The following is an 18628-nucleotide window of genomic DNA, read 5'->3' as shown; positions in this document are numbered from 1 at the left end:
AGTCAGCTCATGAACATCCGGGCACGCTGGCGTTCGTGCCGCATTTGTGAAATTTCCAGTCCGGGGCTGACGGCCCCAAGGTCGTCCGGCGTGAGGCGGGCGATCACTTCGATGGCGGCAGCGACGTCGTCGTGCGCTTTCCGCAGGACCCGCTGCCCGGCGTTCTGGCCCAGGGGGATAGCACGGACGGCGTTCTGCGTCAGGGACGTGACGGTGGCGAAGAGGTAGGCGGCGAGCGCTTCCTCGAGCGGCACGCCCAGGGAGCGGACGACGACGGCGAACGCCAGCGGCTGGTGCCCGGCGGCCCGCCCAGTGGCCACCAGGTCCCGGTACAGTCCCAGCGCAGGTGAGGGAAACACCTCCCCGCCAATCTCGAGCAGCCGGGACCCCATCTTGAAGGAAGCCTCCCGAACCTGCCGAGGCAACAGGCAAGCAGAAAGAAGAGAATCCAGCTCCCCGAGATCAGCCCCCTCATACAAAAGCCGAACCGCCAACCCATCCGAATACGTCAGCGACTGCGAGATGAACGAGGACAACCAAACCCCAAAGGACACCTCATCAAAAACGAGCTCCCGATCGATGTACGTCTCAAACCCAAAGGAGTGAGCAAAAGCCCCAGTAGGCAAGGCGGAATCAACCAGTTGCTGGAGGGCAAGCTGATACCCGCTCACGAAAGGCGCACCCAAGCCGAGGCAAGCAAGCGACGCCCGGGGATGGGGGCCGCGGCGTGGCGGGCACCGCGAAGCGGGCACGGCCCCCATCCCGGGGCGGCGCACCCACCCAAGGAATTGTTTGAAGCGCCTAGCGCTGAAGAGTTAGTGCGAGTGCTCAGCATGGCGGAAAGGTACAGGGAGGACGCGTTCCTGGCGGGTGTATGGCACACCGGCATGGATGAGGTAGTCCTCGACGGTGTGGTCGTAAGCGCACACCATGACTTCGGCTTTGTACTCACTCTCGGCGTCAAATAACTGCGCCTGGAGGTGACGGTTGCCGAGGGAGTGTGCGGTGACGCCCATTTCGGTGATGGTGCGGGGTGCGATGACCAGGACGTCGGTGGGCAGGACGGACACCACGATCATGTTGGATTCTTCGACGTGGAGGATGTCGCCGTCGCGGAGGTCGCCGGCGCCGGAGGGGAGGCGGATGCCGATTTCCTTGCCGTGGTCCGTGGTGGCGCGCTGTATGCGTTTGACCAGCTGGGCGCTGGGCAGGATGACCTTCTCGCGGTGCAGCCCGGCATAGGCGGCGAGGTCGGTTTCGGGCAAGTCATGGAGGTTGCCGAGGACTCGTTCGATGATCACGTGGTTTCTTTCAGGGGTGTGGAGTTCGCGGGACTAGAAGAGGAAGTACCGCTGCGCCATGGGGAGCACGTCGGACGGCTCACAGGTGACGTCCTCGCCGTCGACAGTCACCTGGTAGGTTTCCGGGTCCACCTGGATGTCCGGGGTGGCGTCGTTGTATTTGAGGTCGGCCTTGGTGAGGTTCCGGATGCCGGAGACGGGCCGGATGACCTTTTCGAGGCCGAGCTCCTCGGGCACGCCGGCGTCGATCGCTGCCTTGGACAGGAAGGTGATGGAGGACTGCTGTACGGCTTTTCCGAAGGTGGCGAACATGGGCCGCATGGTGCGCGGCTGTGGGGTGGGGATGGAGGCGTTGGAGTCCCCCATCAGGGCGTAGGCGATTTGGCCGCCCTTGAGGACGAGCTCCGGTTTGACGCCGAAGAACGCCGGGTCCCAGAGCACCAGGTCAGCGAACTTGCCCACTTCCACGGAACCGACGGAGTCCGCGATGCCCTGGGCGATTGCCGGGTTGATGGTGTATTTGGCCACGTAGCGCTTGAGCCGGAAGTTGTCGCTGCCGGCACTGCCGTGCGTCCCGCCGTCGTGATCCTCCAACACCCCGCGCTGCTTCTTCATCTTGTCCGCCACCTGCCAGGTGCGGGTGATGACCTCACCCACCCGGCCCATGGCCTGTGAGTCGGAGGACGTGATGGAGAAGATGCCCAGGTCCTGCAGCACGTCTTCGGCGGCGATGGTCTCGGCCCGGATGCGGGAATCGGCGAAGGCCACATCCTCGGGAATGTCAGGGTTGAGGTGGTGGCAGACCATCAGCATGTCCAGGTGCTCTTCGATGGTGTTGCGCGTGTACGGCAGCGTGGGGTTGGTGGAGGCGGGCAGGACGTTGGGCATTCCCGCGATCTTGATGATGTCCGGGGCGTGCCCGCCGCCGGCACCTTCGGTATGGAAGGTGTGGATGACGCGGCCGTCGATGGCGCGGATGGTGTCCTCCACGAAGCCGCACTCGTTGAGGGTATCGGTGTGGATGGCCACCTGGACGTCGTACTCGTCAGCCACCTTCAGCGAGGTGTCGATCGATGAGGTGGTGGCGCCCCAGTCCTCGTGGACTTTCAGCCCGATGGCGCCGGCGCGGATCTGCTCGGCCAGGGGTTCGACGGCGGACGCGTGGCCTTTGCCGAACAGGCCGATGTTCATGGGGAACGCCTCGGCCGCCTGCAGCATCCGCTGGATGTGCCACTTGCCCGGCGTCACCGTGGTGGCCTTGGTGCCTTCGGCAGGGCCGGTGCCGCCACCGATCATGGTGGTCACGCCGCTGGCCAGGGCCGTGGGGATCTGGTCCGGGGAGATGAAGTGGATATGGGTGTCGATTCCGCCGGCGGTGAGGATTTTCCGTTCCCCGGCGATGATTTCGGTGCTGGCGCCGATGACGATGTCCACGCCGTCGGTGATCTGCGGGTTTCCGGCCTTGCCGATCCTGAAGACGTGGCCGTCCTTCAGTGCCACATCAGCCTTGTAAATGCCCGTGTAGTCCAGGACGACCACGTTGGTAATCACGGTGTCCGGAACGTCCTCATCCCGGGTCGCCTGGCCGTTCTGGCCCATGCCGTCGCGGATCACCTTGCCGCCGCCGAACACCACTTCCTCGCCGTAGACGGTGAGGTCCTTCTCGATCTCGAGGAACAGCTCGGTGTCGGCCAGGCGGATTTTGTCCCCGGTGGTCGGTCCGTACAGGTCGGCGTACTGCCGGCGCGGAATCTCAAAGCTCACTTGCTGTCCCCTTCCGCGACCGAACCACCCTGGCGGATACCGCCGTCGAGCTTTCCGTTGACCGCGTTGCTGAGCCCGTAGACCTCGCGGCGGCCGGCCAGTTCGATGAGCCGGACCGTGCGTGAGTCTCCCGGCTCGAACCGGGCAGCCGTCCCCGCCGGGATGTCCAGGCGCCGGCCGTAGGCTGCCTCCCGGTCAAAGGCCAGGGCCGCATTGGCCTCGGCAAAATGGAAGTGGGAACCCACCTGCACGGGCCGGTCGCCGGTGTTGGTCACGGCAACCTCGATGGCCTCCCTGCCCGCATTCGCGGTCACGGGCTCTCGCCTGAGGACGTACTCGCCTGGAATCATTGCCGCACTCCTTACCGGATGGGGTTGTGGACGGTGACCAGTTTGGTGCCGTCGGGGAAGGTGGCCTCGATCTGGACGTCGTGGATCATCTCCGGCACGCCCTCCATCACGTCTTCGCGGCTGAGCAGCGTGGTGCCGTAGCTCATCAGGTCGGCAACGCTGCGGCCGTCGCGGGCCCCCTCAATCAGTTCATAGCTGATGATGGCCACGGCCTCGGGGTAGTTGAGCCTGAGGCCGCGGGACTGTCTCCGGCGGGCGAGGTCGGCGGCCACCACGATCAGGAGCTTTTCCTGCTCACGCGGCATCAGATGCATGGGGTTCCCTTCGACGGCCTGGGGCGTGCTGCCAGCGTAAGCCCGGCACGTTTCCACCAGGTTTCGGGAGTATCAGTACAGGCTGGGCGCCTGCCTACTTCGTTTCGCTGAGCCGGGCGAGGATCTCATCACTGGACTGGATGGGCTGGCGGTACGTGGCGGAAAGGATGCGGAGCATGTCGGCAGCGTCCTGGTCAGCCTCCGAGGCCATGGCATCCCTGGCGTAGGTAACCCGGATGTTGTGCGCGAAGGCGTCCGCGGCGGTCTGGGCGATGCAGTTGTGCGTGGAGACACCGGCGAGCACCACTTCCCCGGCGCCCCAGTTCCGCAACCGCGCCAGCAGGTTGGTGCCCACGAAGCCGCTGTCCCTTGTCTTGTTCAATTGGGGCAGGTCCTCCTTCAAGAGCCCCGGCACCGACTGGGCCTGCTCGCTGCCGCGGAAGATGAACCCCTGGTCGTCGTCAAGCATGCTGAGGGTCCAGGTGGACTTGTCCCGTTCGTGTTCGGTGCCCACCAGGAGCGCATTGTGTCCGGCTGCCTTGAACCCTTCAATCAGCCGGTTGCACTCACTGACCACCCGCTCCTGCTGGGCTGCCAGTTCGGGTGTTTCGAAGAATGCGTTCTGCATGTCGATGACCAGGAGGGCAATCATGGGGCACCTTTCCTCGTTGAGCCGGTTTCGGAAAGATACCCGTGTGCGGGGCACGTGAAACCCCCTGCTTCGAGGCGGCATGTGCCGTGCGGTTCAGTTAGGGTGCGGACTCCCGGACCTTCAGCACGAACCCGGCCTCCACATGCACACCCTGTTCCGATGTCTCGCGGCCGGCGATCCGGTCCAGCAGCAGGCCGATGGAACGCTCGGCGATCTCGTCCATGCCCGGTGAGACGGTGGTCAGGGACGGGGACGCGAACCGGGCCTCGTCGATGTCGTCAAAGCCGGCCACCGCCACGTCCTGCGGCACCTTGACGCCGCGGATCAGCAGTTCGTGCATGGCACCGAGTGCCAGTACGTCATTCAGTCCGAAGACGGCGTCGAACTCCACACCGGACTCCAGGAGCCCGGCAACGGCGGCGGCACCGGTGTCGCGGCGCCACTCGGCGGGGGCGATCAGCGCGGCGTCGAACGGAACGCCTGCCTCCTCCAGCGCCTTCCGGTAGCCGTTCAGGCGCAGGCCCGAGGTCCCGGCAGACTCCCCGGTGTTGGCGCCGACCACGGCAATACGACGGCGGCCGCCGCCAAGCAGGTGCCTGGTCAGCGCAGCCGCGGCTTCCTCGTTCTTCATGGTGACCAGGTCGAAGCGCGGGTCCATGATGTGCTCGCCGAGCATCACCAGCGGCTTCTTGCCTGCACGCTCGGCAATGGCATCTGCGTCCACCACCAGGGGCGTGAACAACAGCCCGTCGGTGAGCTGGCGGAAGGTCCCCTGCAGGGCGCCCAGCTCAACCGACGGCTCGGCGTCGGACTGCTCCACCATCACCCGGTAGCCGTGGCGGGACGCGGCCTTCATCAGCTTGGACGCCAGCTCGGCATAGTAGGGCGCGGAGAGGTCGGACAGGACCAGGCCCAGCATGGAGGTCTTGCCGGACCGGAGGCTGCGGGCGGTGAGGTTCGCCTCGTAGCCCAGTTCCGCGATGGCATCCTGCACGCGCTGCTTGGTGGCAGGCCGGATGAATTCGTAGTCGTTCAGGACGTTGGAAACGGTCTTGAGGGAAACACCTGCGGCCCTCGCAACGTCGTTCATGGTGACAGCCATTAACGCTCTTTTCCTGCCTTCGCCGCGGCCTTGGCCGCCTGCTTGCTGGCGCGGACCTTGGCCAGGGACTCCGGGTCCACAATGTCCGCTACGGAGAGGTAGGAGCCTTCCTCGCCGTAGTGGCCCGCTGCTTCCCGCCACCCCGGCGCCTCAAGGCCGCGTTGCTTGCCAAGCAGGGCCAAAAAGATCCTGGCCTTCTGCTCCCCGAAACCGGGCAGGGCCTTGAGCCGGCGCAGCACCTCGGCGCCGTCCGGCGATCCCTTGGTCCAGATGGCTGCGGCGTCGCCGTCCCACTCGCTCTGGACTGCCTCGGCGAGCGCCTGCACCCGCGCGGCCATGGAGCCGGGAAAGCGATGGACGGCGGGGCGCTCCTTGAACATCTCCACGAACGCAGCCGGATCATGTGCGGCAATGGCCCCGGGCTCCAGCGACCCGATGCGGGTCCGGATTTTCTCCGGCCCCGCGAAGGCGGATTCCATGGTGACCTGCTGGTCCAGCAACATGCCGGTCAGCAGGGCGAAGGCGTCCTCACTCAACAACTTGTCCGCGGCGGGATCCCCCGTGATGTGCAGTTCCATGCCGTCCATCCTCCCACCTGGGGCCCGCCGTCGTCATAAGGACGCCCCCGCCTTCCCAGCCGCCGTGTCAGGCGCTGACGGACAGCCGGATCATGGACCAGGACACGGCCGGAAGCTCGGCGGTGAGGTGGCCGCCGTCGACCTTTACTGTTCCGTTTTCGGAGGGCAGGACGGACGTGGAATCGTCGGCACTGGCCTGCCAGTAGGGATCCTTGTTGGCGTAGGTCACCGCCTCAACCACGCGGACGTTGCCCAGCGCGGCCACGGCAGCATCCAGGGTAAGCGCGGAGTCTGCCGAGCGGTTTACCGCGAACACCACTGCCTCGCCCTTGTCCGCGTCATACGTGGCGACGGCGGACAGCGCGGTGAAGTCCGGCGTCTTGCCGCCGCTGACCAGCGGGGATTCGACGGCGAGCTGCAGCACCGTGCCGGACGCGTGCCGCGAGGTCAGCGCGAACGGGTGGAACGTGGTCTGCTTCCAGGACCGCCCACCGGGCTCGGTCATGATGGGCGCGATAACGTTCACCAGCTGCGCCAGGCTGGCCGAGTGGACGCGGTCCGTGTTCCGGAGCAGCGTAACCAGCAAGTCCCCCACCACCACGGCGTCGGCCACCGTGTAGGTATCCTCCAGCAGCACGGGGGCCACCGGCCAGTCCTTGCCGGTGGGCACCTTGGATTCGTCCCGGCTCATGTGCCAGACGTTCCACTCATCGAAGGAGATGTTCACCTGCTTGGCGGACTTCTTCACCGACTTGACGTGGTCGATGTGGCTCACGAGGTCCCGGATGAAGGCTTCCATCTTGTGCCCGGCAGCGAGGTGCTCCTGCAGGTCGCCGAAGTCCTCGAAGTACTGGTGCGCGGAGATCAGGTCCACCAGTTCATAGGTTTCGGACAGCACTACCCGCTCCCACTCACCGAACGTGGGCATGGTGGGTCCGGAGCTGCCGCACGCCACCAGCTCCAGGTCCGGCTCCACCATGCGCATTGCCCGGGCGGTGTCCGCGGCGAGCCGGCCGTACTCCAGCGCGTTCTTGTGGCCGATTTGCCACGGGCCGTCCATTTCGTTGCCCAGGCACCACATCTTGATGCCGTAGCCGTCCGCCGCCCCGTTGGCGCGCCGCCGCTCCGAAAGGGCGGTGCCGCCGTCGATGTTGGTATATTCCAGCAGGTCCAGCGCCTCCTGGATACCACGGGTTCCCAGGTTGACGGCCATCATCGGTTCCACTCCGGCCTTGGCGGACCACTTGGCAAACTCGTCCACACCCACGGTGTTGGGGTCGGTGGAGTGCCAGGCCAGATCCAACCGCACAGGGCGCTGGTCCACCGGACCCACGCCGTCCTCCCAGCGGTAGCCGGAGACAAAGTTGCCGCCCGGATAGCGGACGGTGGACACCCCCAACTCGCGGGTCAGCGCCAGGACGTCCTTGCGGAAGCCGTCCTCGTCGGCGTCCGGGTGGTCCGGCTCGAAGATTCCGGTGTACACGCACCGGCCAAGGTGCTCAACGAAGGCCCCGAAAGTACGACGGCGGACGGGCCCCACAACGAACGAGGGGTCAAGGGTGATTTTTGCTGCAGCAGGTTCTGGCTGGGTCACGAAGGTATCCTCGGTTTAGATATGTACAACGTTATAGAAATATTGTTGGGGGTGCCGCTCCGCCCGTCAAGGGGTGTGCCAAACCCAATCCCGCAGGGCATTTCTGCGGTGCGGCGGGAGCGGAAGGCAGGGTGGCCTGCGGCAAGACCCCGAACCCGGCCCCGAACCCCGGGCTCCCAAGTACCACCTAACCGAAAAGACAGGTACCAGCTACGCATTCACGGGGAGCCGGAGGGCAATTAGGTTTCTTTACCAGAGACAAGACCCGTTCTGGTTCTCGGTACTTGGCTCACTAGGGGGTGTGAGACTGCCAATGCACGCACGACACGTAGGCCCAGGTTTCCCGGTCCACAGGACCCGGGTAATAGGCGGGGCCGGCGACGAGGAGTCCTTCGAGACCAAGGACTCTCCCCCAGCCGTCGCCGGCCCTTTCGCCCCTTCGGACCTCCAAAGGGGCCGGACCCCACTGTTGAAGGCCAGCCATGACCAGGTCGCGGCCACGAACCCGGGCCTCCTGCTGGACCTGGTCAACGGCGCACAGACCCTGTCCGATTCCCTGGATCTGCTGGTGGCAGCGTCCGCAGGGCACGTGGCCAGGACCGCTAACCTGGACGTCGGCTGCGGACTGGTGCTGCGCCAGCCCAAGCGCAGCCCGGCCATCACCGGCACCTCGGGGGAAGTGGTCCGCCTGCTGGACTGGGAACGCGAGATGGCCGAGGGGCCGGTGACCGATGTGATGTCCGGCGGCCATCCGGTAGCGGTACTCCAAAGGAACGGCGACTTCCGGTGGAAGCAATATTCCAGCCAGCTGCAGTCTGCCGGTTTCGGAAGCGCCCTTGCGGTGCGGCTGCGCCTTGACGCGGACGTTCCGGCTGACGACGGGATCCCCGGCAATGCTGAGCTCGGTGAGTCCAGCGCCGCGCTCGCCTTCTTCGCCCAGGACGCAAAGGCCTTCCCGCTCCAGGCCATCGCGGAAGCACGCACCTTCGCCGCCCTGGCGACCAAAAGCCTGCAGATGGCCATCAACCTGCACGCCGCCCGTTCGCTGGCCACCGATCTCCGGTCAGCCCTGGACAGCCGCACCTCCATCAATGTGGCCTGCGGAGTGATCATGGCCCAGAACAGGTGCTCCTACCAGGAGGCGTTTTCCATTCTGGCCAAGGCATCCAGCCACCGGAACATCAAGGTGCGCAAGGTGGCCGAGGACATCCTTGAACGCTTGCCGGAAGGCACGCCGCACTCCCACTTCGGCCGCTAGCCACGCCCTCTTGCTGCTCCTGCTGGCCATTCCTGCCTGCCTCTTCGGTTCACTCCCACCGGGATGGGTAGGGAACAATGAGGACCCGGGCGGCGAAAGGGCAGACCGATGGAAAGCATTCAGGCAGCCGTCCCGCGTACCCGCGGGAGCGCCCTGACCTCGCTGGCAGGACCGCTGGCCACCGTACTGGGACTGGCAGCTCATGTCGCGGGAGGAGGCTCGTCACCCGCCGTGGGCATCGTGGTGGCACTGGCAGCGCTGCTGGGCCTGGGCGCCGTGCTCTTTGAACGGCTGGCGCCCCCGCAGCTTCCGGGCTGGGCTGTCCTGGCGGCATCCGCCGTCGCCCAGCAACTGCTGCACCTTGCCTTGGCAGCCTTCTCAACGGCCACCGCCGTCCCATTGCCGGGCCATGACCATGGCGCCGGCAGCACCGCGGACGTGCCGTCGTCGTCGGCCGTTGCTCCGGCCGCGCACTCACTCCACCTGATGCTGTACCTGCACGCGGGCGCTGCGCTGGCAGCCGCTGCCGTTGTTGTCCAGTGGGGCAGGATCTCCGCATGGGCCCGGGCGAGCATCAGGACGTAAGCGTGCCCCTGGCGATGCTCACGGTGGAGTGTGCGGGGTTGCCGTCCATGGGCTCGTCGGACACATCCACCACCGGGTACTGGGACAAGTCCAGGCCGGAGGGCACCGGGAACGTTCCCGACGTGGAGTTCATGACGCCAAGGCTGATCAGCTTGGAAAGGTCCGGGGCGATCAGCCACACCTCCTGGTAGCCCTTGGCTTCGTCCTTGTTCAGGCTGACCTCGAGGCTGCGTGAACCATCGGCAGCTGCCACCACCTTGGCTGATCCGGCGGCGGAGTGCTGGGCCAACGGGGTCAGCTGGGCCTCGGCCAGCTCCCGGGGCTGCGGCGGCCGGTTCAGGGCCCAGACTGCGCCGGCAACCACCAGGACGGCAGCGGCCGCTGTCGCCAGCCACGCACCGGGGCGCTGCCACCAGGCGGCCTTCGCCCTGTCACGTTTTGTCCGGGCACCTTCCGTGCGGGCGGGCATGGGAACAACGTTCGACGGCGGCGCGGTCCCGGGTGCCGGCGTGGCGGCGGGCGGTGCCCCGCCTTCCTTTTGGGCTTCCGCAGCCAGCGGGTCCTCCCGGACGGACTCCCCCAGGCCAAGTTCCCGGTGGATTCCTGCCCAGACCTGGGGGCCTGGGACGGACAGGCGGCTGGTGTCCGGCGTCGTCTTCACCGCCTCCACCGTGCGGCGCAGGGCAGCGTAGTCGGCCGCGCATTGTGGGCAGGCCCGGAGGTGCTCGCGGCCTGCCGGGTCCTCCCAGTCGTCATACAGCGCCAGGAGGCTCAACTGTTCCGGATCAAGATGCGGCATGGTCTACCTCCAATCGGCTTCTGAGGTGCGTGAGGCTGCGGCGGATATGGCTCTTGACGGTACCAAGGGGCAGGTCCAGTTTCCGCGAAATCTGTTCGTGCGTCAGATCCTCGTAGAAGGCAAGCTTCATGATGGAACCCTGGGGCTCGCCGAGCCTCTCCAGTTCGCCGTCCAGGAGCAGCCGGTCCGCCAGGGTTTCCGCGGCCTCGGTTCCCGCCCCGGGGTCCGCAGCCAGTCCGGCCCCTGCAGCGGCGTGGGCCTTGCGTACTTCGCGGGCCGATGACTGCTGGGCATCTGCGATGGCGTTGCGCGTAATCCCCACGATCCACGCCGGGAGCCGGGCGACCTGCGGGTTGAAGGTGCTCCGCGAGCGCCACACCCGGATGAAGACTTCCTGGGTCACGTCGTCCGCCGCCGCCCGGTCCACCAGGGACCGGAGAGCCAGGGTATGCACCAGGGGCGCGAACTCGCGGTAGGCCGCCGCCAGCGCATGCTCATCGCCGGACAGGAAGGATGCGGTCAGTCCGTCGTCCCATCCTGGGGAGGCGCGGCCGGGGAGCGTCACAGGCGGCTCCCTCCCGGCTTCGGCGACGAGATACATGGCGGGCCACCGCTTATCCAGGAACTGTTTCATCCGGGGACCGCGGTGACAATGACATTGTCGCTGTAGTCCATCCGCGCGTCCAGCCATTTGCCGCCGCAGGTGACCAGCTTGAGTTCATGCGGGCCGGAGCGGCGGAACAGGGAGGCGCCGTCGAACTTGTCCTTCGCCATCAGCTCCACGCCCACTACGCGGTACGTGACCGCCGGGGCGCCTTCCCGCCCCACGCTGATAACGGTTCCCGCCGCGAGCGACTTCAGCGCAGAAAACGGCGCCCGGTCCGACTTCGTGTCAATATGTCCGGCGATGACGGTCGCGCCTTCGGCGGCCCCGGGGGCGGGGCCGAACTTGTACCAGGCGGCACGGTCGAACACGTCTGGAATCTCCATCGCTCCCCCGGCTGACACTCCCCCGGGCACCACCGGCATGTCGATGGCCGTGCCGGCGACGGTGAGCGAGGTGGGTGGAGGCGCGGCAGCAGCGGCCGGTGGAGTGGCCGGCCGAACCGGAATGGCCTTTTCCAGCGCTGCGGCAGGGCCGGAAGGTGCCGCTTCAACGGCAGCCGGGGGCGGCAGCGGGGTGTTGGGCGCGGCCGGCGCACCGGTGACCGCCGCAACAGCCGGCGGTTGCCCGGAAGTGGCGGGATCACCGAAGGCGCACCCGGAAAGAACCAGCGCAGCAGCCACCAGCGCCGCTGCGCCGGCACCAAAGGGATGTCGATGGCGGTAGCCGCCTGCCGTCGTCGTACCTGCCTTCATGCCTGCCGCCTCCCTGGAACACCGTGCGTCGAACAATTGGAAGACCCGGCAGGGGCCCGTCCGCGGGTGCGCGGACGGGCCCCTGCCTTCTACCGTCCTGCCAGAGGAGCGTCAGAGCTCCGCGCGCCGGGCGCGGACCGCCCGGCTTACGCCCACCGCCCCGGCCAGCAGGGCCAGGGCTGCCAGGCCGAATCCGGCAGTGGCAACCGTGGAGCCCGCACCGGCAGAATCAGCGGCACCATTGAGGGCGCCCGGCACCGAACCCGGAGCAGAGTGCAGGCCCTCGATGGTCTGCACGGCGAGCTTCAGGTTCTGGTCCGCCAGGCTGCCCCAGGCGTAAACGATGGTGTGCGTCCCCTCGGCCACCGCCACGTCCGCCGGGCCGATCACCGGGGTGGTAGTACCGGCAGCGGCGACTGCGGCCGGGACGCTGCCGGGATCCAGGGTCAGGGTTTGCTCGTTCGGGTTGGCCAGGTTGGTGACGACGGCGGTACCGCCCGCCAGGACATCGACGGCGGGTGCAGCGGCGGCGTGCCGGACGGTCAGTTTGCCCTTGCCTGCCGGGATCTGGGAGACATCGTTGGTGAACAGGCTGGCGGTGGGCTTGCCGTCCGCGCCCAGGTGGGCCGCGGCGGTGTAGTTTCCGTTGGCGGCCAGGTTGACGCTGACCGGGCCAATGGCGGGCGCGGACGCGTCGGCGGCGTCGGCGGCCGTGATGGCGATCTGGTAGGAACCCGCCGGAAGCGCCAGTGGCCCGGCAAGGGTTCCCGGGGCGAAATCATCAAGCGTGCGCTCGCCGTTGACCCAGACGTCCACGGTCAGTCCGGGGACCCCGTGCAGGACGGAAAGCTGGGCGTCCCCCTCTGCTGCGTTCGCGGGACCGGCCAGAGCGATTGCGGCTGCAATGGCTGCCGCACCGGCACCTGCGGTGAAGATTGTGTTGCGCATGTCCATCTCCTTGAACGGCCCGGCTGCCGGGCGTTTTTTGCTGACATCCCTACTACCGGCGCAGGGCCGGATTTGGATGCACATTCATGGAGATTTTTTTGGGCGGAGCTCCTACGCGGAGGCCGGAGCGGCGGTGCTGGCGCGCAGGACCAGTTCGGGCGGCACCACGGTGGAGCTCACCGGGGCGCCGGACTCGATTTCCTGAAGCATGATGTCCATGCAGCGGCGGCCCAGCTCCTCGAAGTCCTGGCGGACGGTGGTCAGCGGGGGCGTGAAGTACCCCGCCTCCGGCTGGTCGTCGAAACCCACCACGGAGACGTCGTCGGGCACTTTGACGCCCGCCTCCGTGAAGGCGCGCAGCAGGCCCAGGGCCATCTGGTCGTTCCCCACGAAGATGGCCGTCGCAGTGCGCGCGGAAGCCAGCCCGCGGCCGATCGCATAGCCGCTGCCGGCGCTCCAGTCGCCTTCCACCAGCAGGGAATCGTCCAGCCCTGCTTCCCGAAGGGCGGCGCGCCAGCCCTCCGCACGCTCGGCACCGTCGGTCCAGTCCGGCGGGCCCGCGATGTGCCCGATCTGCCGGTGGCCTTCCTTGATGAGATGTTCGACGGCGAGCCGGGCGCCCGCGCGCTGGTCCACCATGGCGCCGCTCACCAAAGCACTGCCTGCCGAGCCCACGGCCACCACGGGCACGGGGAGGTTCATCTGTTCCAGTACAGCCAGGGTTTCCGAATGCGGCACCAGCACGGCGATTCCGTCCACGGCCTGGTCCATGAAGTGGCCAACAGCGTCGGAGATGGCGTCCCTGCTGACTTCCCGCAGGGCGGCGATGCTGACAAAGTAGCCGGCATTGCGGGCGGCATTTTCGACGCCCACCAACGTGTTGGCCGGGCCATATTGGGAGAGCTCGCTGGCCAGCACTCCGATGGTCTGCGATCGCCGCGTAACCAGGCTCCGGGCAGCGGTGTTGCGCCGGTACCCCAGTTCCGCAATGGCCGCTTCCACCTTTTCCCGCGTCGCCTTGCTGACGTTGGGGTGGTTGTTCACCACGCGGGAGACGGTCTGGTGGGAGACCCCGGCGATCTTGGCCACGTCTTCCAGGCGCGGCATCCGGCCCTTGCTGGTTTTTGCCATGTGCCTATTGTGCCTGTTGCGGCCGCTGGGCTCGGTGTCTCGCGGGTGCAAATCGTGTCCAGCGCAGATTGTGGATGGGTGCTTGCACTGCCCCTGCCCGATGGGAAGGATGGGGGTCATCCGCGTCTGCAAAGAAGGAGCCGGCCCAATGACCAAGTACCTGATCTCGTTTCCCAGTGGCGTCATGGACATTCCCGACGGCGGCCTGCAGCAGGTTGCCGACGCGGCCCATGCGGTGGTCCGGGAGGCAAAGGACGCGGGTGTCTGGGTGTTCGGCGGCGGCATCGACGAGAGCGTCCCGCCGGTCATGGTGGACGGCGGCGGAACCGTCACGGAGGGCACCTACCCCCAGACAGCGCAGATCGAGGGCGGCTACACGGTGCTGGAATTGCCCAGCTACGACGCTGCGCTGCACTGGGCCGCGAAGATCGCCGCCGCCTGCCGCTGCGCCCAGGAAGTGCGGGCGTTCCAGTACGATCCAGCCAGCTGAACGCTGAACCCGGCCGCCTGGACCTGGAGTAATGGTGGAACTGCAGTATCCGTTCACCGGCTCCTGGCGGGTGCAGAACTCCCCCGCGGACCGGGTTCCCAGCCACGGGACGCCGTTGTTGGGCACCAGCTACGCCATCGACTTCACGCCGGTAGACGGGAACGGGCGGTCCGCGCGGTTCACCCTGGCGTCGTTGTTCCGGCCCGAGCCGCCGGAACACTTCGTGGGGTTTGGCAGGACTGTCACGGCGCCGGTGTCCGGCATGGTGCGCGCCGCGCACGACGGAGAGGCTGACCACGCCGCTTTTCCGCGGGTTTCCGTCGATCGGCTATGCCGCAACCCAGGCCCGGCGTGTCCGGGAAGGGTGGCTGGGCCTGGCCGGCAACCACGTGATTGTCGAAAGCGCGGGCTTGTTCGTCGCTCTGTGCCACCTCAGGCAAGGAAGCGTCAGGGTCCGGCCTGGGCAACGGGTTGAGTGCGGCGAAGTGGTGGGAGCGTGCGGCAACTCCGGCAACAGCACGGAGCCGCATCTGCACGTGCAGGCCATGGACTCCCCGAACCCCCAACAGGCGTCTGCGGTTCCCGTCACCTTCCCCGGAGGACTGCCGCGGAACGGGACGGTGTTGTCACTGTGAACGCCGCCAGCGTGAAGGCTGTCCGCTTGACTCTGCTTGCCTGAAACAGAAGGGGCCCGCCTGAAACAGAAAGGCCCCCACGTCCTTGACTCGATCCGTGAGGGGCTTCCCTTTAGCTGCTCCGCACATTGGGGGGACGTGCGTTCTTGCTTCCCTAAAAGTAGTAGGGCAGATGCTGCTTTTCCAGTCGACACTCCGGCTGGGTGGACCGCCCCACAGGCGCAGCTTGCGTTGGTTGGCTCTTAAAACACCTGCAGGCCAGAACCAACATGGCTCTGACCTGCGTAAACGGTGGGCCCTGTGGGGCTCGAACCCACGACCCACGGATTAAAAGTCCGATGCTCTACCAACTGAGCTAAAGGCCCCTGCCGGCCGGTCAACACGTTGTGTCCGCCCGTCCGGCCCGATCCATTTCTGGACGTTAATACTCTAACCCATGGTTCCCGCGTCTTTCGCACCCGGTCCGGGAGCCGCCGTCGTGCGCCCAAACCAACTGGTGAAGGCCCTTTTCCGCCGGAGCGGGACGAATGCAAACATGCTCGATTTCCGCTCCGGCACAGGAGTAGCGTGGGGGCATGAGCGAGCAAGCAGGAAACAGTCCGTACGGCGGCAGCAACCGGCACCACAAGCCCAAGCCTTTCGCGCCGATGGATTTCGAACCGTTCGCCGGCGGGGCTGATCCCGCCCGCGTGTCCGAGGCCGCCCACCTCGCCGCCCAGGCCCTGGTCCGCCACGGCCGCGACAGCGACGACCCCCAGATCACCGAACGCCTGGTAAAGCTCGCGGACGAGCAGGGCCTGGAGGCCATTGCCGAGATGTGGGCCGAAAGCCCCGCCCGCTCCCTTCCCGGCGCGCTCTGGCGCCTCTACGCCCTCCGCGCCGCCACCGTCCGGGACCCCGAGCGCATCTCCGTCTACTTCCGCGCCGGAAGGGACACCGCCCAGGTTTCCAATGTGGTGGCCGGCGCCGCGGAGCCGCCCGGTGCCGATGAAATGCGCAGCATGGCGGACGCCATCCTCTCCGGCGCCTTCGACGGCGATTTCGACGTCGCGCTGGAACGTTCCGCCGCATTTTGCCGCGTGGTGGCGCTCGGGCAGGCCACCCTCGCCGACGGCGCCGAGCACGCCAACGAGGCACATGCCAGCAAGCTGACGCGGAACTCGCACCAGTTGGTGAAGACCGCCGAGGACCTGGAACACGCCGCCAACGCGTGGCGCCTGGGCGAGTTGGACTGAGTTCCCTTTTCCTCCGGCGGCCCGCATTTCAGGGACGAAGCGGGCGCCCGCTGTCAAGATTGACTTGGGACGGGTGAAGTAGAAGACTGAAACCGGTGCCGAGCCGCGAAACCCCCGGGCTTCAACAATTAGCCGCCTAGAGCGGCCTACCGCCGAGAGGCGTATCCGGTTCGGCACCATTTTTCTGCCCTCATCCAGGTGGCCAATTCAGAGGCTGCTGTTACGGGCCGGTAGAGTAGGCGACAGTTGCCCGCCGGCGTCAAGTCACACCGCAGCAACCCCGCCTTGATAAGTCCCCGGAGACCGGTAAATACGTGAAGCTGCGCCTTTTTCCCCAGGAGCCCGCAGGGCTGAAGCTGCTCTCGCAGATGGCACAACAGATCGTGCTGGCCAGTGCCACCCTGGCCGAGATCCTTGGCGTACCCGCGGATGAGCACGGCAAGCTCGTGGAGGATATGCACAACATCGAGGCCAAGTCCGCCGAACTGCACTTCGCCCTTTTGACCCACATGCGCAGCAGCTTCGTGAACCCCCTCCCCCGCGAAGACATGTACGCGTTGTCCCGGTACCTCAACGAGGCCATGGAGAAGATGGATGCCGCCGCGGAGTTGGTGGCCCTGTACAAGCTGGACCACCTGCCCAAGCGCGCCGCCGACCAGTTGGAGATCATCAGCCGGCAGGCCGAGCTGACCGTTGACGCGATGCGCAGGCTCAATGACCTGGATGACCTCGAGGACTACTGGATCGAAATCCTGCGCCTCGCTAAACGGGCCGAGCGGACCCACCGTGTCTGGGTGGCGGACATGATTGCGGACATGAAGTGGGCCCAGTACTCCCGCAACCGGGACATCGCCAACCAGCTGGTGGAGGTCACCAAGGACATGCGGCGGGTGGCCACCCAGGTAGGCAGCATCATCGTCAAGGAATCCTGAGGTGGCGGCAGCCATCTTCGGCGCGGTGGTCCTCCTGGCCGCGGCATTCGCCTTCCTGAACGGCTTCCGCGACGCGTCCACCTCCGTCGCCCTGGCGGTGCGGAACCGTGCCCTTACCCCCAGCGTCGGCGTGCTCCTTGCCGCGTTCTTCAACTTTGTCGGCGCCCTCCTGAGCGCCCTGCTCGCCGTCGCCGCCAGCCAAACCTGGATCAACCTTCCCAGCGGCGCTGATGGCCTCACCATCCTGGTGGCCGGGCTGGCCAGTGCCTGTGCCTGGGGGCTGCTGATGTGGTGGCGCGGCATTCCGGCCTCCTCCACCCATGCGCTGGTGGGCGGGCTTGCCGGCGCTGGCCTGGCCAGTCTCGCGATCGGGGGCCCGGGAGTTGAGGGGGTGGACCAGTCACTGTTGTTCCAGGTGGTCCTGCCGCTGGTGCTGTCACCGCTGGTGGCCTACAGCGGCTCCTTCCTCCTGGTGTACCCGGCCACGTGGGTGGCCCGATACACGCAGCCCAACGTGGTGAACCAGCGCTTCCGCCGGGGCCAGGCTGTTGCCGCCGGCGCGGTCGCGTTTGGCCACGGCCTGCAGGACGGGCAGCGCGTCAGCGCCGTGCTGCTGCTGGCCCTCCTGGCGGCAGGCTATTCCGACGGCGGGATCCCCACCTGGGTGGCCGCGCTCTCCGCCGTCATGATGACGGCGGGGACACTTTTTGGCGGCTGGCGGATCTCCCAAACCATCGGCTACAAGATCACCAGGATCGATCCCCTCCGCGGCTCGGTGGCGCAGACCTTCAGCGCACTGATGCTCTTTGTGGGCGCCATCGGGCTGCACTGGCCGCTGTCCACCACCCATACCGTCACCGCCGGGGCCTTGGGCGCCGGGGAAAACCAGCACTTTTCGGTGACCAACCGGAAGCTGGTCATCCGGATCCTGTGGCTCTGGGCCCTTACTCCCCTGGCCACCTGCGCCCTGGCTTTCGTGCTGGCCCTGGCGCTCTCCCCCATCCCCGGATAGACAGGGTTACCCGCGGGTGCAGATCCCCTGTACAGGGAATCCGCCGTGACGTACATTCGAAAGTGCGCCCCCGGTCAATGTTGCCGGGGACCGGCGTCCGCGCCGTGTGCAGGGCTGCGGATGAGCGCCGCTGCAGCAACACGGCGGCTTGGATGCACCACGCGGAAATGAGCACGCGTCATGTCTTTCCCGTATTCCCGGCGCCCCCTGCCACAGCCCCGGCAGCCCCAGTGCGAGGCCTGTGGAACTGAGCACCAGCTGACCATCCACGCCATCACGGCCATCGGAGCCGCGGGCGGAGACCTGGTGACAGTCTCCTACACCTGCAACGACTGCAACCTGTTCCAGGAACACACCGCCTACGCCACCGACGTCGCGGCAGCGCTCAACCAGGTCCGGTGGATGGCGAAGGTGGTCATCTTCGGGGACGACTACATCCACTGCGGTTTTCCCATGGAGGAAGCCGAGTTCGAGGTTGAGCGGCTCTGCTACCGCAGCAGCAGGACCGGCCGCAGCCTCAACGCCGTGTCCCTGCCCACGCGCGTGCTGCGCTGCCAGTGCGGATTCCAGCTGGAAGTCCCGGAGTAGT

At 66.9% G+C, this 18628-nt stretch carries 22 protein-coding genes and 1 tRNA gene; 8 read left to right on the top strand and 15 right to left on the bottom strand.

The genetic code is table 11. The features are described 5' to 3' along the window. Nucleotides 1–2: 2 nt before the first annotated feature. From LFT46_RS01380 to arfA, 9 genes are all read right to left on the bottom strand, one after another. Entirely contained in the window at nt 3–671 is a 669-nt protein-coding gene (locus LFT46_RS01380) for an urease accessory protein UreF (protein ID WP_236800663.1), read from the bottom strand. Between the two features lie 144 nt (nt 672–815). Continuing rightward, nucleotides 816–1301: an urease accessory protein UreE gene (ureE, locus tag LFT46_RS01375; RefSeq protein ID WP_236800661.1), complete on the bottom strand. Its 486-nt coding sequence runs from the start codon at nt 1299–1301 to the stop codon at nt 816–818. A 33-nt stretch (nt 1302–1334) separates the two neighbouring features. Continuing rightward, the gene (gene ureC, locus LFT46_RS01370; protein ID WP_236821087.1) at nt 1335–3065 is read right to left on the bottom strand and encodes an urease subunit alpha; all 1731 of its coding nucleotides are present in this window, start codon (nt 3063–3065) and stop codon (nt 1335–1337) included. Further along, nucleotides 3062–3415 carry an urease subunit beta gene (locus LFT46_RS01365; RefSeq protein WP_236821086.1) on the bottom strand — a complete coding sequence of 118 codons (354 nt, stop codon included), beginning with the start codon at nt 3413–3415 and terminating at the stop codon, nt 3062–3064. Before LFT46_RS01365 ends, ureC begins: the two co-directional genes overlap by 4 nt. A gap of 11 nt (nt 3416–3426) precedes the next feature. After that, nucleotides 3427–3729: an urease subunit gamma gene (locus tag LFT46_RS01360; RefSeq protein ID WP_236800658.1), complete on the bottom strand. Its 303-nt coding sequence runs from the start codon at nt 3727–3729 to the stop codon at nt 3427–3429. A 94-nt stretch (nt 3730–3823) separates the two neighbouring features. After that, nucleotides 3824–4381 carry a cysteine hydrolase family protein gene (locus LFT46_RS01355; protein ID WP_236821085.1) on the bottom strand — a complete coding sequence of 186 codons (558 nt, stop codon included), beginning with the start codon at nt 4379–4381 and terminating at the stop codon, nt 3824–3826. A 97-nt stretch (nt 4382–4478) separates the two neighbouring features. Continuing rightward, entirely contained in the window at nt 4479–5483 is a 1005-nt protein-coding gene (locus LFT46_RS01350; protein ID WP_236821084.1) for a LacI family DNA-binding transcriptional regulator, read from the bottom strand. After that, nucleotides 5483–6070 (bottom strand): HhH-GPD-type base excision DNA repair protein, encoded by a 588-nt coding sequence (locus LFT46_RS01345; RefSeq protein ID WP_236800654.1) that lies wholly within the window; start codon nt 6068–6070, stop codon nt 5483–5485. Before LFT46_RS01345 ends, LFT46_RS01350 begins: the two co-directional genes overlap by 1 nt. 58 nt (nt 6071–6128) lie before the next feature. Beyond that, a complete protein-coding gene (gene arfA, locus LFT46_RS01340; protein ID WP_236821083.1) occupies nt 6129–7655 on the bottom strand; it encodes an arabinosylfuranosidase ArfA in 1527 nt (508 codons plus the stop codon). A gap of 469 nt (nt 7656–8124) precedes the next feature. Between arfA and LFT46_RS01335 the strand changes: the two genes are divergently transcribed. Then, on the top strand, nt 8125–8913 hold the full coding sequence (locus tag LFT46_RS01335) for an ANTAR domain-containing response regulator (RefSeq protein ID WP_236821082.1): 789 nt from the start codon (nt 8125–8127) through the stop codon (nt 8911–8913). 108 nt (nt 8914–9021) lie between these two features. Further along, nucleotides 9022–9498 (top strand): hypothetical protein, encoded by a 477-nt coding sequence (locus LFT46_RS01330; protein ID WP_236821081.1) that lies wholly within the window; start codon nt 9022–9024, stop codon nt 9496–9498. On the opposite strand, the gene LFT46_RS01325 is transcribed toward LFT46_RS01330, so the two are convergent. The 5 genes from LFT46_RS01325 to LFT46_RS01305 all read right to left on the bottom strand — a co-directional run bounded on the left by LFT46_RS01325 (nt 9488) and on the right by LFT46_RS01305 (nt 13735). Next, complete coding sequence (locus LFT46_RS01325) at nt 9488–10297, bottom strand: anti-sigma factor (RefSeq protein ID WP_236821080.1); 810 nt, start codon at nt 10295–10297, stop codon at nt 9488–9490. The genes LFT46_RS01330 and LFT46_RS01325 overlap by 11 nt on opposite strands. Beyond that, nucleotides 10284–10898: an RNA polymerase sigma factor gene (locus tag LFT46_RS01320; protein WP_373462174.1), complete on the bottom strand. Its 615-nt coding sequence runs from the start codon at nt 10896–10898 to the stop codon at nt 10284–10286. The genes LFT46_RS01325 and LFT46_RS01320 overlap by 14 nt, the downstream gene beginning before the upstream one ends. A gap of 29 nt (nt 10899–10927) precedes the next feature. Beyond that, nucleotides 10928–11656 carry a class F sortase gene (locus tag LFT46_RS01315; RefSeq protein WP_236821078.1) on the bottom strand — a complete coding sequence of 243 codons (729 nt, stop codon included), beginning with the start codon at nt 11654–11656 and terminating at the stop codon, nt 10928–10930. Between the two features lie 111 nt (nt 11657–11767). Further along, nucleotides 11768–12604: a DUF4397 domain-containing protein gene (locus LFT46_RS01310; protein ID WP_236821076.1), complete on the bottom strand. Its 837-nt coding sequence runs from the start codon at nt 12602–12604 to the stop codon at nt 11768–11770. Nucleotides 12605–12715: 111 nt separating this feature from the next. After that, entirely contained in the window at nt 12716–13735 is a 1020-nt protein-coding gene (locus tag LFT46_RS01305; RefSeq protein ID WP_236800643.1) for a LacI family DNA-binding transcriptional regulator, read from the bottom strand. 148 nt (nt 13736–13883) lie between these two features. Between LFT46_RS01305 and LFT46_RS01300 the strand changes: the two genes are divergently transcribed. Both LFT46_RS01300 and LFT46_RS21235 read left to right on the top strand, forming a co-directional pair. Then, complete coding sequence (locus LFT46_RS01300) at nt 13884–14225, top strand: YciI family protein (protein WP_236800641.1); 342 nt, start codon at nt 13884–13886, stop codon at nt 14223–14225. Between the two features lie 389 nt (nt 14226–14614). Further along, the gene (locus LFT46_RS21235) at nt 14615–14860 is read left to right on the top strand and encodes a M23 family metallopeptidase (protein ID WP_336885564.1); all 246 of its coding nucleotides are present in this window, start codon (nt 14615–14617) and stop codon (nt 14858–14860) included. A gap of 292 nt (nt 14861–15152) precedes the next feature. Here the strand turns inward: LFT46_RS21235 and LFT46_RS01290 are convergent. Next, nucleotides 15153–15225: transfer RNA gene (locus LFT46_RS01290), tRNA-Lys, on the bottom strand. 210 nt (nt 15226–15435) lie between these two features. On the opposite strand from LFT46_RS01290, the gene LFT46_RS01285 reads away from it, so the two are divergent. The 4 genes from LFT46_RS01285 (at nt 15436) to LFT46_RS01270 (ending at nt 18627) form a co-directional block, all read left to right on the top strand. After that, complete coding sequence (locus LFT46_RS01285) at nt 15436–16095, top strand: hypothetical protein (RefSeq protein ID WP_236800640.1); 660 nt, start codon at nt 15436–15438, stop codon at nt 16093–16095. 314 nt (nt 16096–16409) lie between these two features. Beyond that, nucleotides 16410–17027: a DUF47 domain-containing protein gene (locus LFT46_RS01280; RefSeq protein WP_236821074.1), complete on the top strand. Its 618-nt coding sequence runs from the start codon at nt 16410–16412 to the stop codon at nt 17025–17027. Nucleotide 17028: 1 nt separating this feature from the next. Further along, complete coding sequence (locus LFT46_RS01275; protein WP_236800638.1) at nt 17029–18039, top strand: inorganic phosphate transporter; 1011 nt, start codon at nt 17029–17031, stop codon at nt 18037–18039. Nucleotides 18040–18219: 180 nt separating this feature from the next. Next, nucleotides 18220–18627: a hypothetical protein gene (locus LFT46_RS01270; RefSeq protein WP_236800637.1), complete on the top strand. Its 408-nt coding sequence runs from the start codon at nt 18220–18222 to the stop codon at nt 18625–18627. Nucleotide 18628 lies beyond the last annotated feature (1 nt).

Origin of the sequence: Arthrobacter sp. FW306-07-I (assembly GCF_021800405.1) — a bacterium.
Lineage (GTDB): Bacteria > Actinomycetota > Actinomycetes > Actinomycetales > Micrococcaceae > Arthrobacter.
This window is presented reverse-complemented; position numbering and strand designations above follow the sequence as displayed.

What these genes read in the sequence shown, in the direction of transcription:
- LFT46_RS01320 (WP_373462174.1), bottom strand. Translation starts at nt 10,898, where the DNA reads ATGTATCTCGTCGCCGAAGCCGGGAGGGAGCCGCCTGTGACGCTCCCC.
- LFT46_RS01310 (WP_236821076.1), bottom strand. Translation starts at nt 12,604, where the DNA reads ATGCGCAACACAATCTTCACCGCAGGTGCCGGTGCGGCAGCCATTGCA.
- LFT46_RS01300 (WP_236800641.1), top strand. Translation starts at nt 13,884, where the DNA reads ATGACCAAGTACCTGATCTCGTTTCCCAGTGGCGTCATGGACATTCCC.
- LFT46_RS01355 (WP_236821085.1), bottom strand. Translation starts at nt 4,381, where the DNA reads ATGATTGCCCTCCTGGTCATCGACATGCAGAACGCATTCTTCGAAACA.
- LFT46_RS01350 (WP_236821084.1), bottom strand. Translation starts at nt 5,483, where the DNA reads ATGGCTGTCACCATGAACGACGTTGCGAGGGCCGCAGGTGTTTCCCTC.
- LFT46_RS01365 (WP_236821086.1), bottom strand. Translation starts at nt 3,415, where the DNA reads ATGATTCCAGGCGAGTACGTCCTCAGGCGAGAGCCCGTGACCGCGAAT.
- LFT46_RS01305 (WP_236800643.1), bottom strand. Translation starts at nt 13,735, where the DNA reads ATGGCAAAAACCAGCAAGGGCCGGATGCCGCGCCTGGAAGACGTGGCC.
- LFT46_RS01325 (WP_236821080.1), bottom strand. Translation starts at nt 10,297, where the DNA reads ATGCCGCATCTTGATCCGGAACAGTTGAGCCTCCTGGCGCTGTATGAC.
- LFT46_RS01330 (WP_236821081.1), top strand. Translation starts at nt 9,022, where the DNA reads ATGGAAAGCATTCAGGCAGCCGTCCCGCGTACCCGCGGGAGCGCCCTG.
- LFT46_RS01270 (WP_236800637.1), top strand. Translation starts at nt 18,220, where the DNA reads ATGTCTTTCCCGTATTCCCGGCGCCCCCTGCCACAGCCCCGGCAGCCC.
- LFT46_RS01315 (WP_236821078.1), bottom strand. Translation starts at nt 11,656, where the DNA reads ATGAAGGCAGGTACGACGACGGCAGGCGGCTACCGCCATCGACATCCC.
- LFT46_RS01345 (WP_236800654.1), bottom strand. Translation starts at nt 6,070, where the DNA reads ATGGACGGCATGGAACTGCACATCACGGGGGATCCCGCCGCGGACAAG.
- LFT46_RS01360 (WP_236800658.1), bottom strand. Translation starts at nt 3,729, where the DNA reads ATGCATCTGATGCCGCGTGAGCAGGAAAAGCTCCTGATCGTGGTGGCC.
- LFT46_RS01285 (WP_236800640.1), top strand. Translation starts at nt 15,436, where the DNA reads ATGAGCGAGCAAGCAGGAAACAGTCCGTACGGCGGCAGCAACCGGCAC.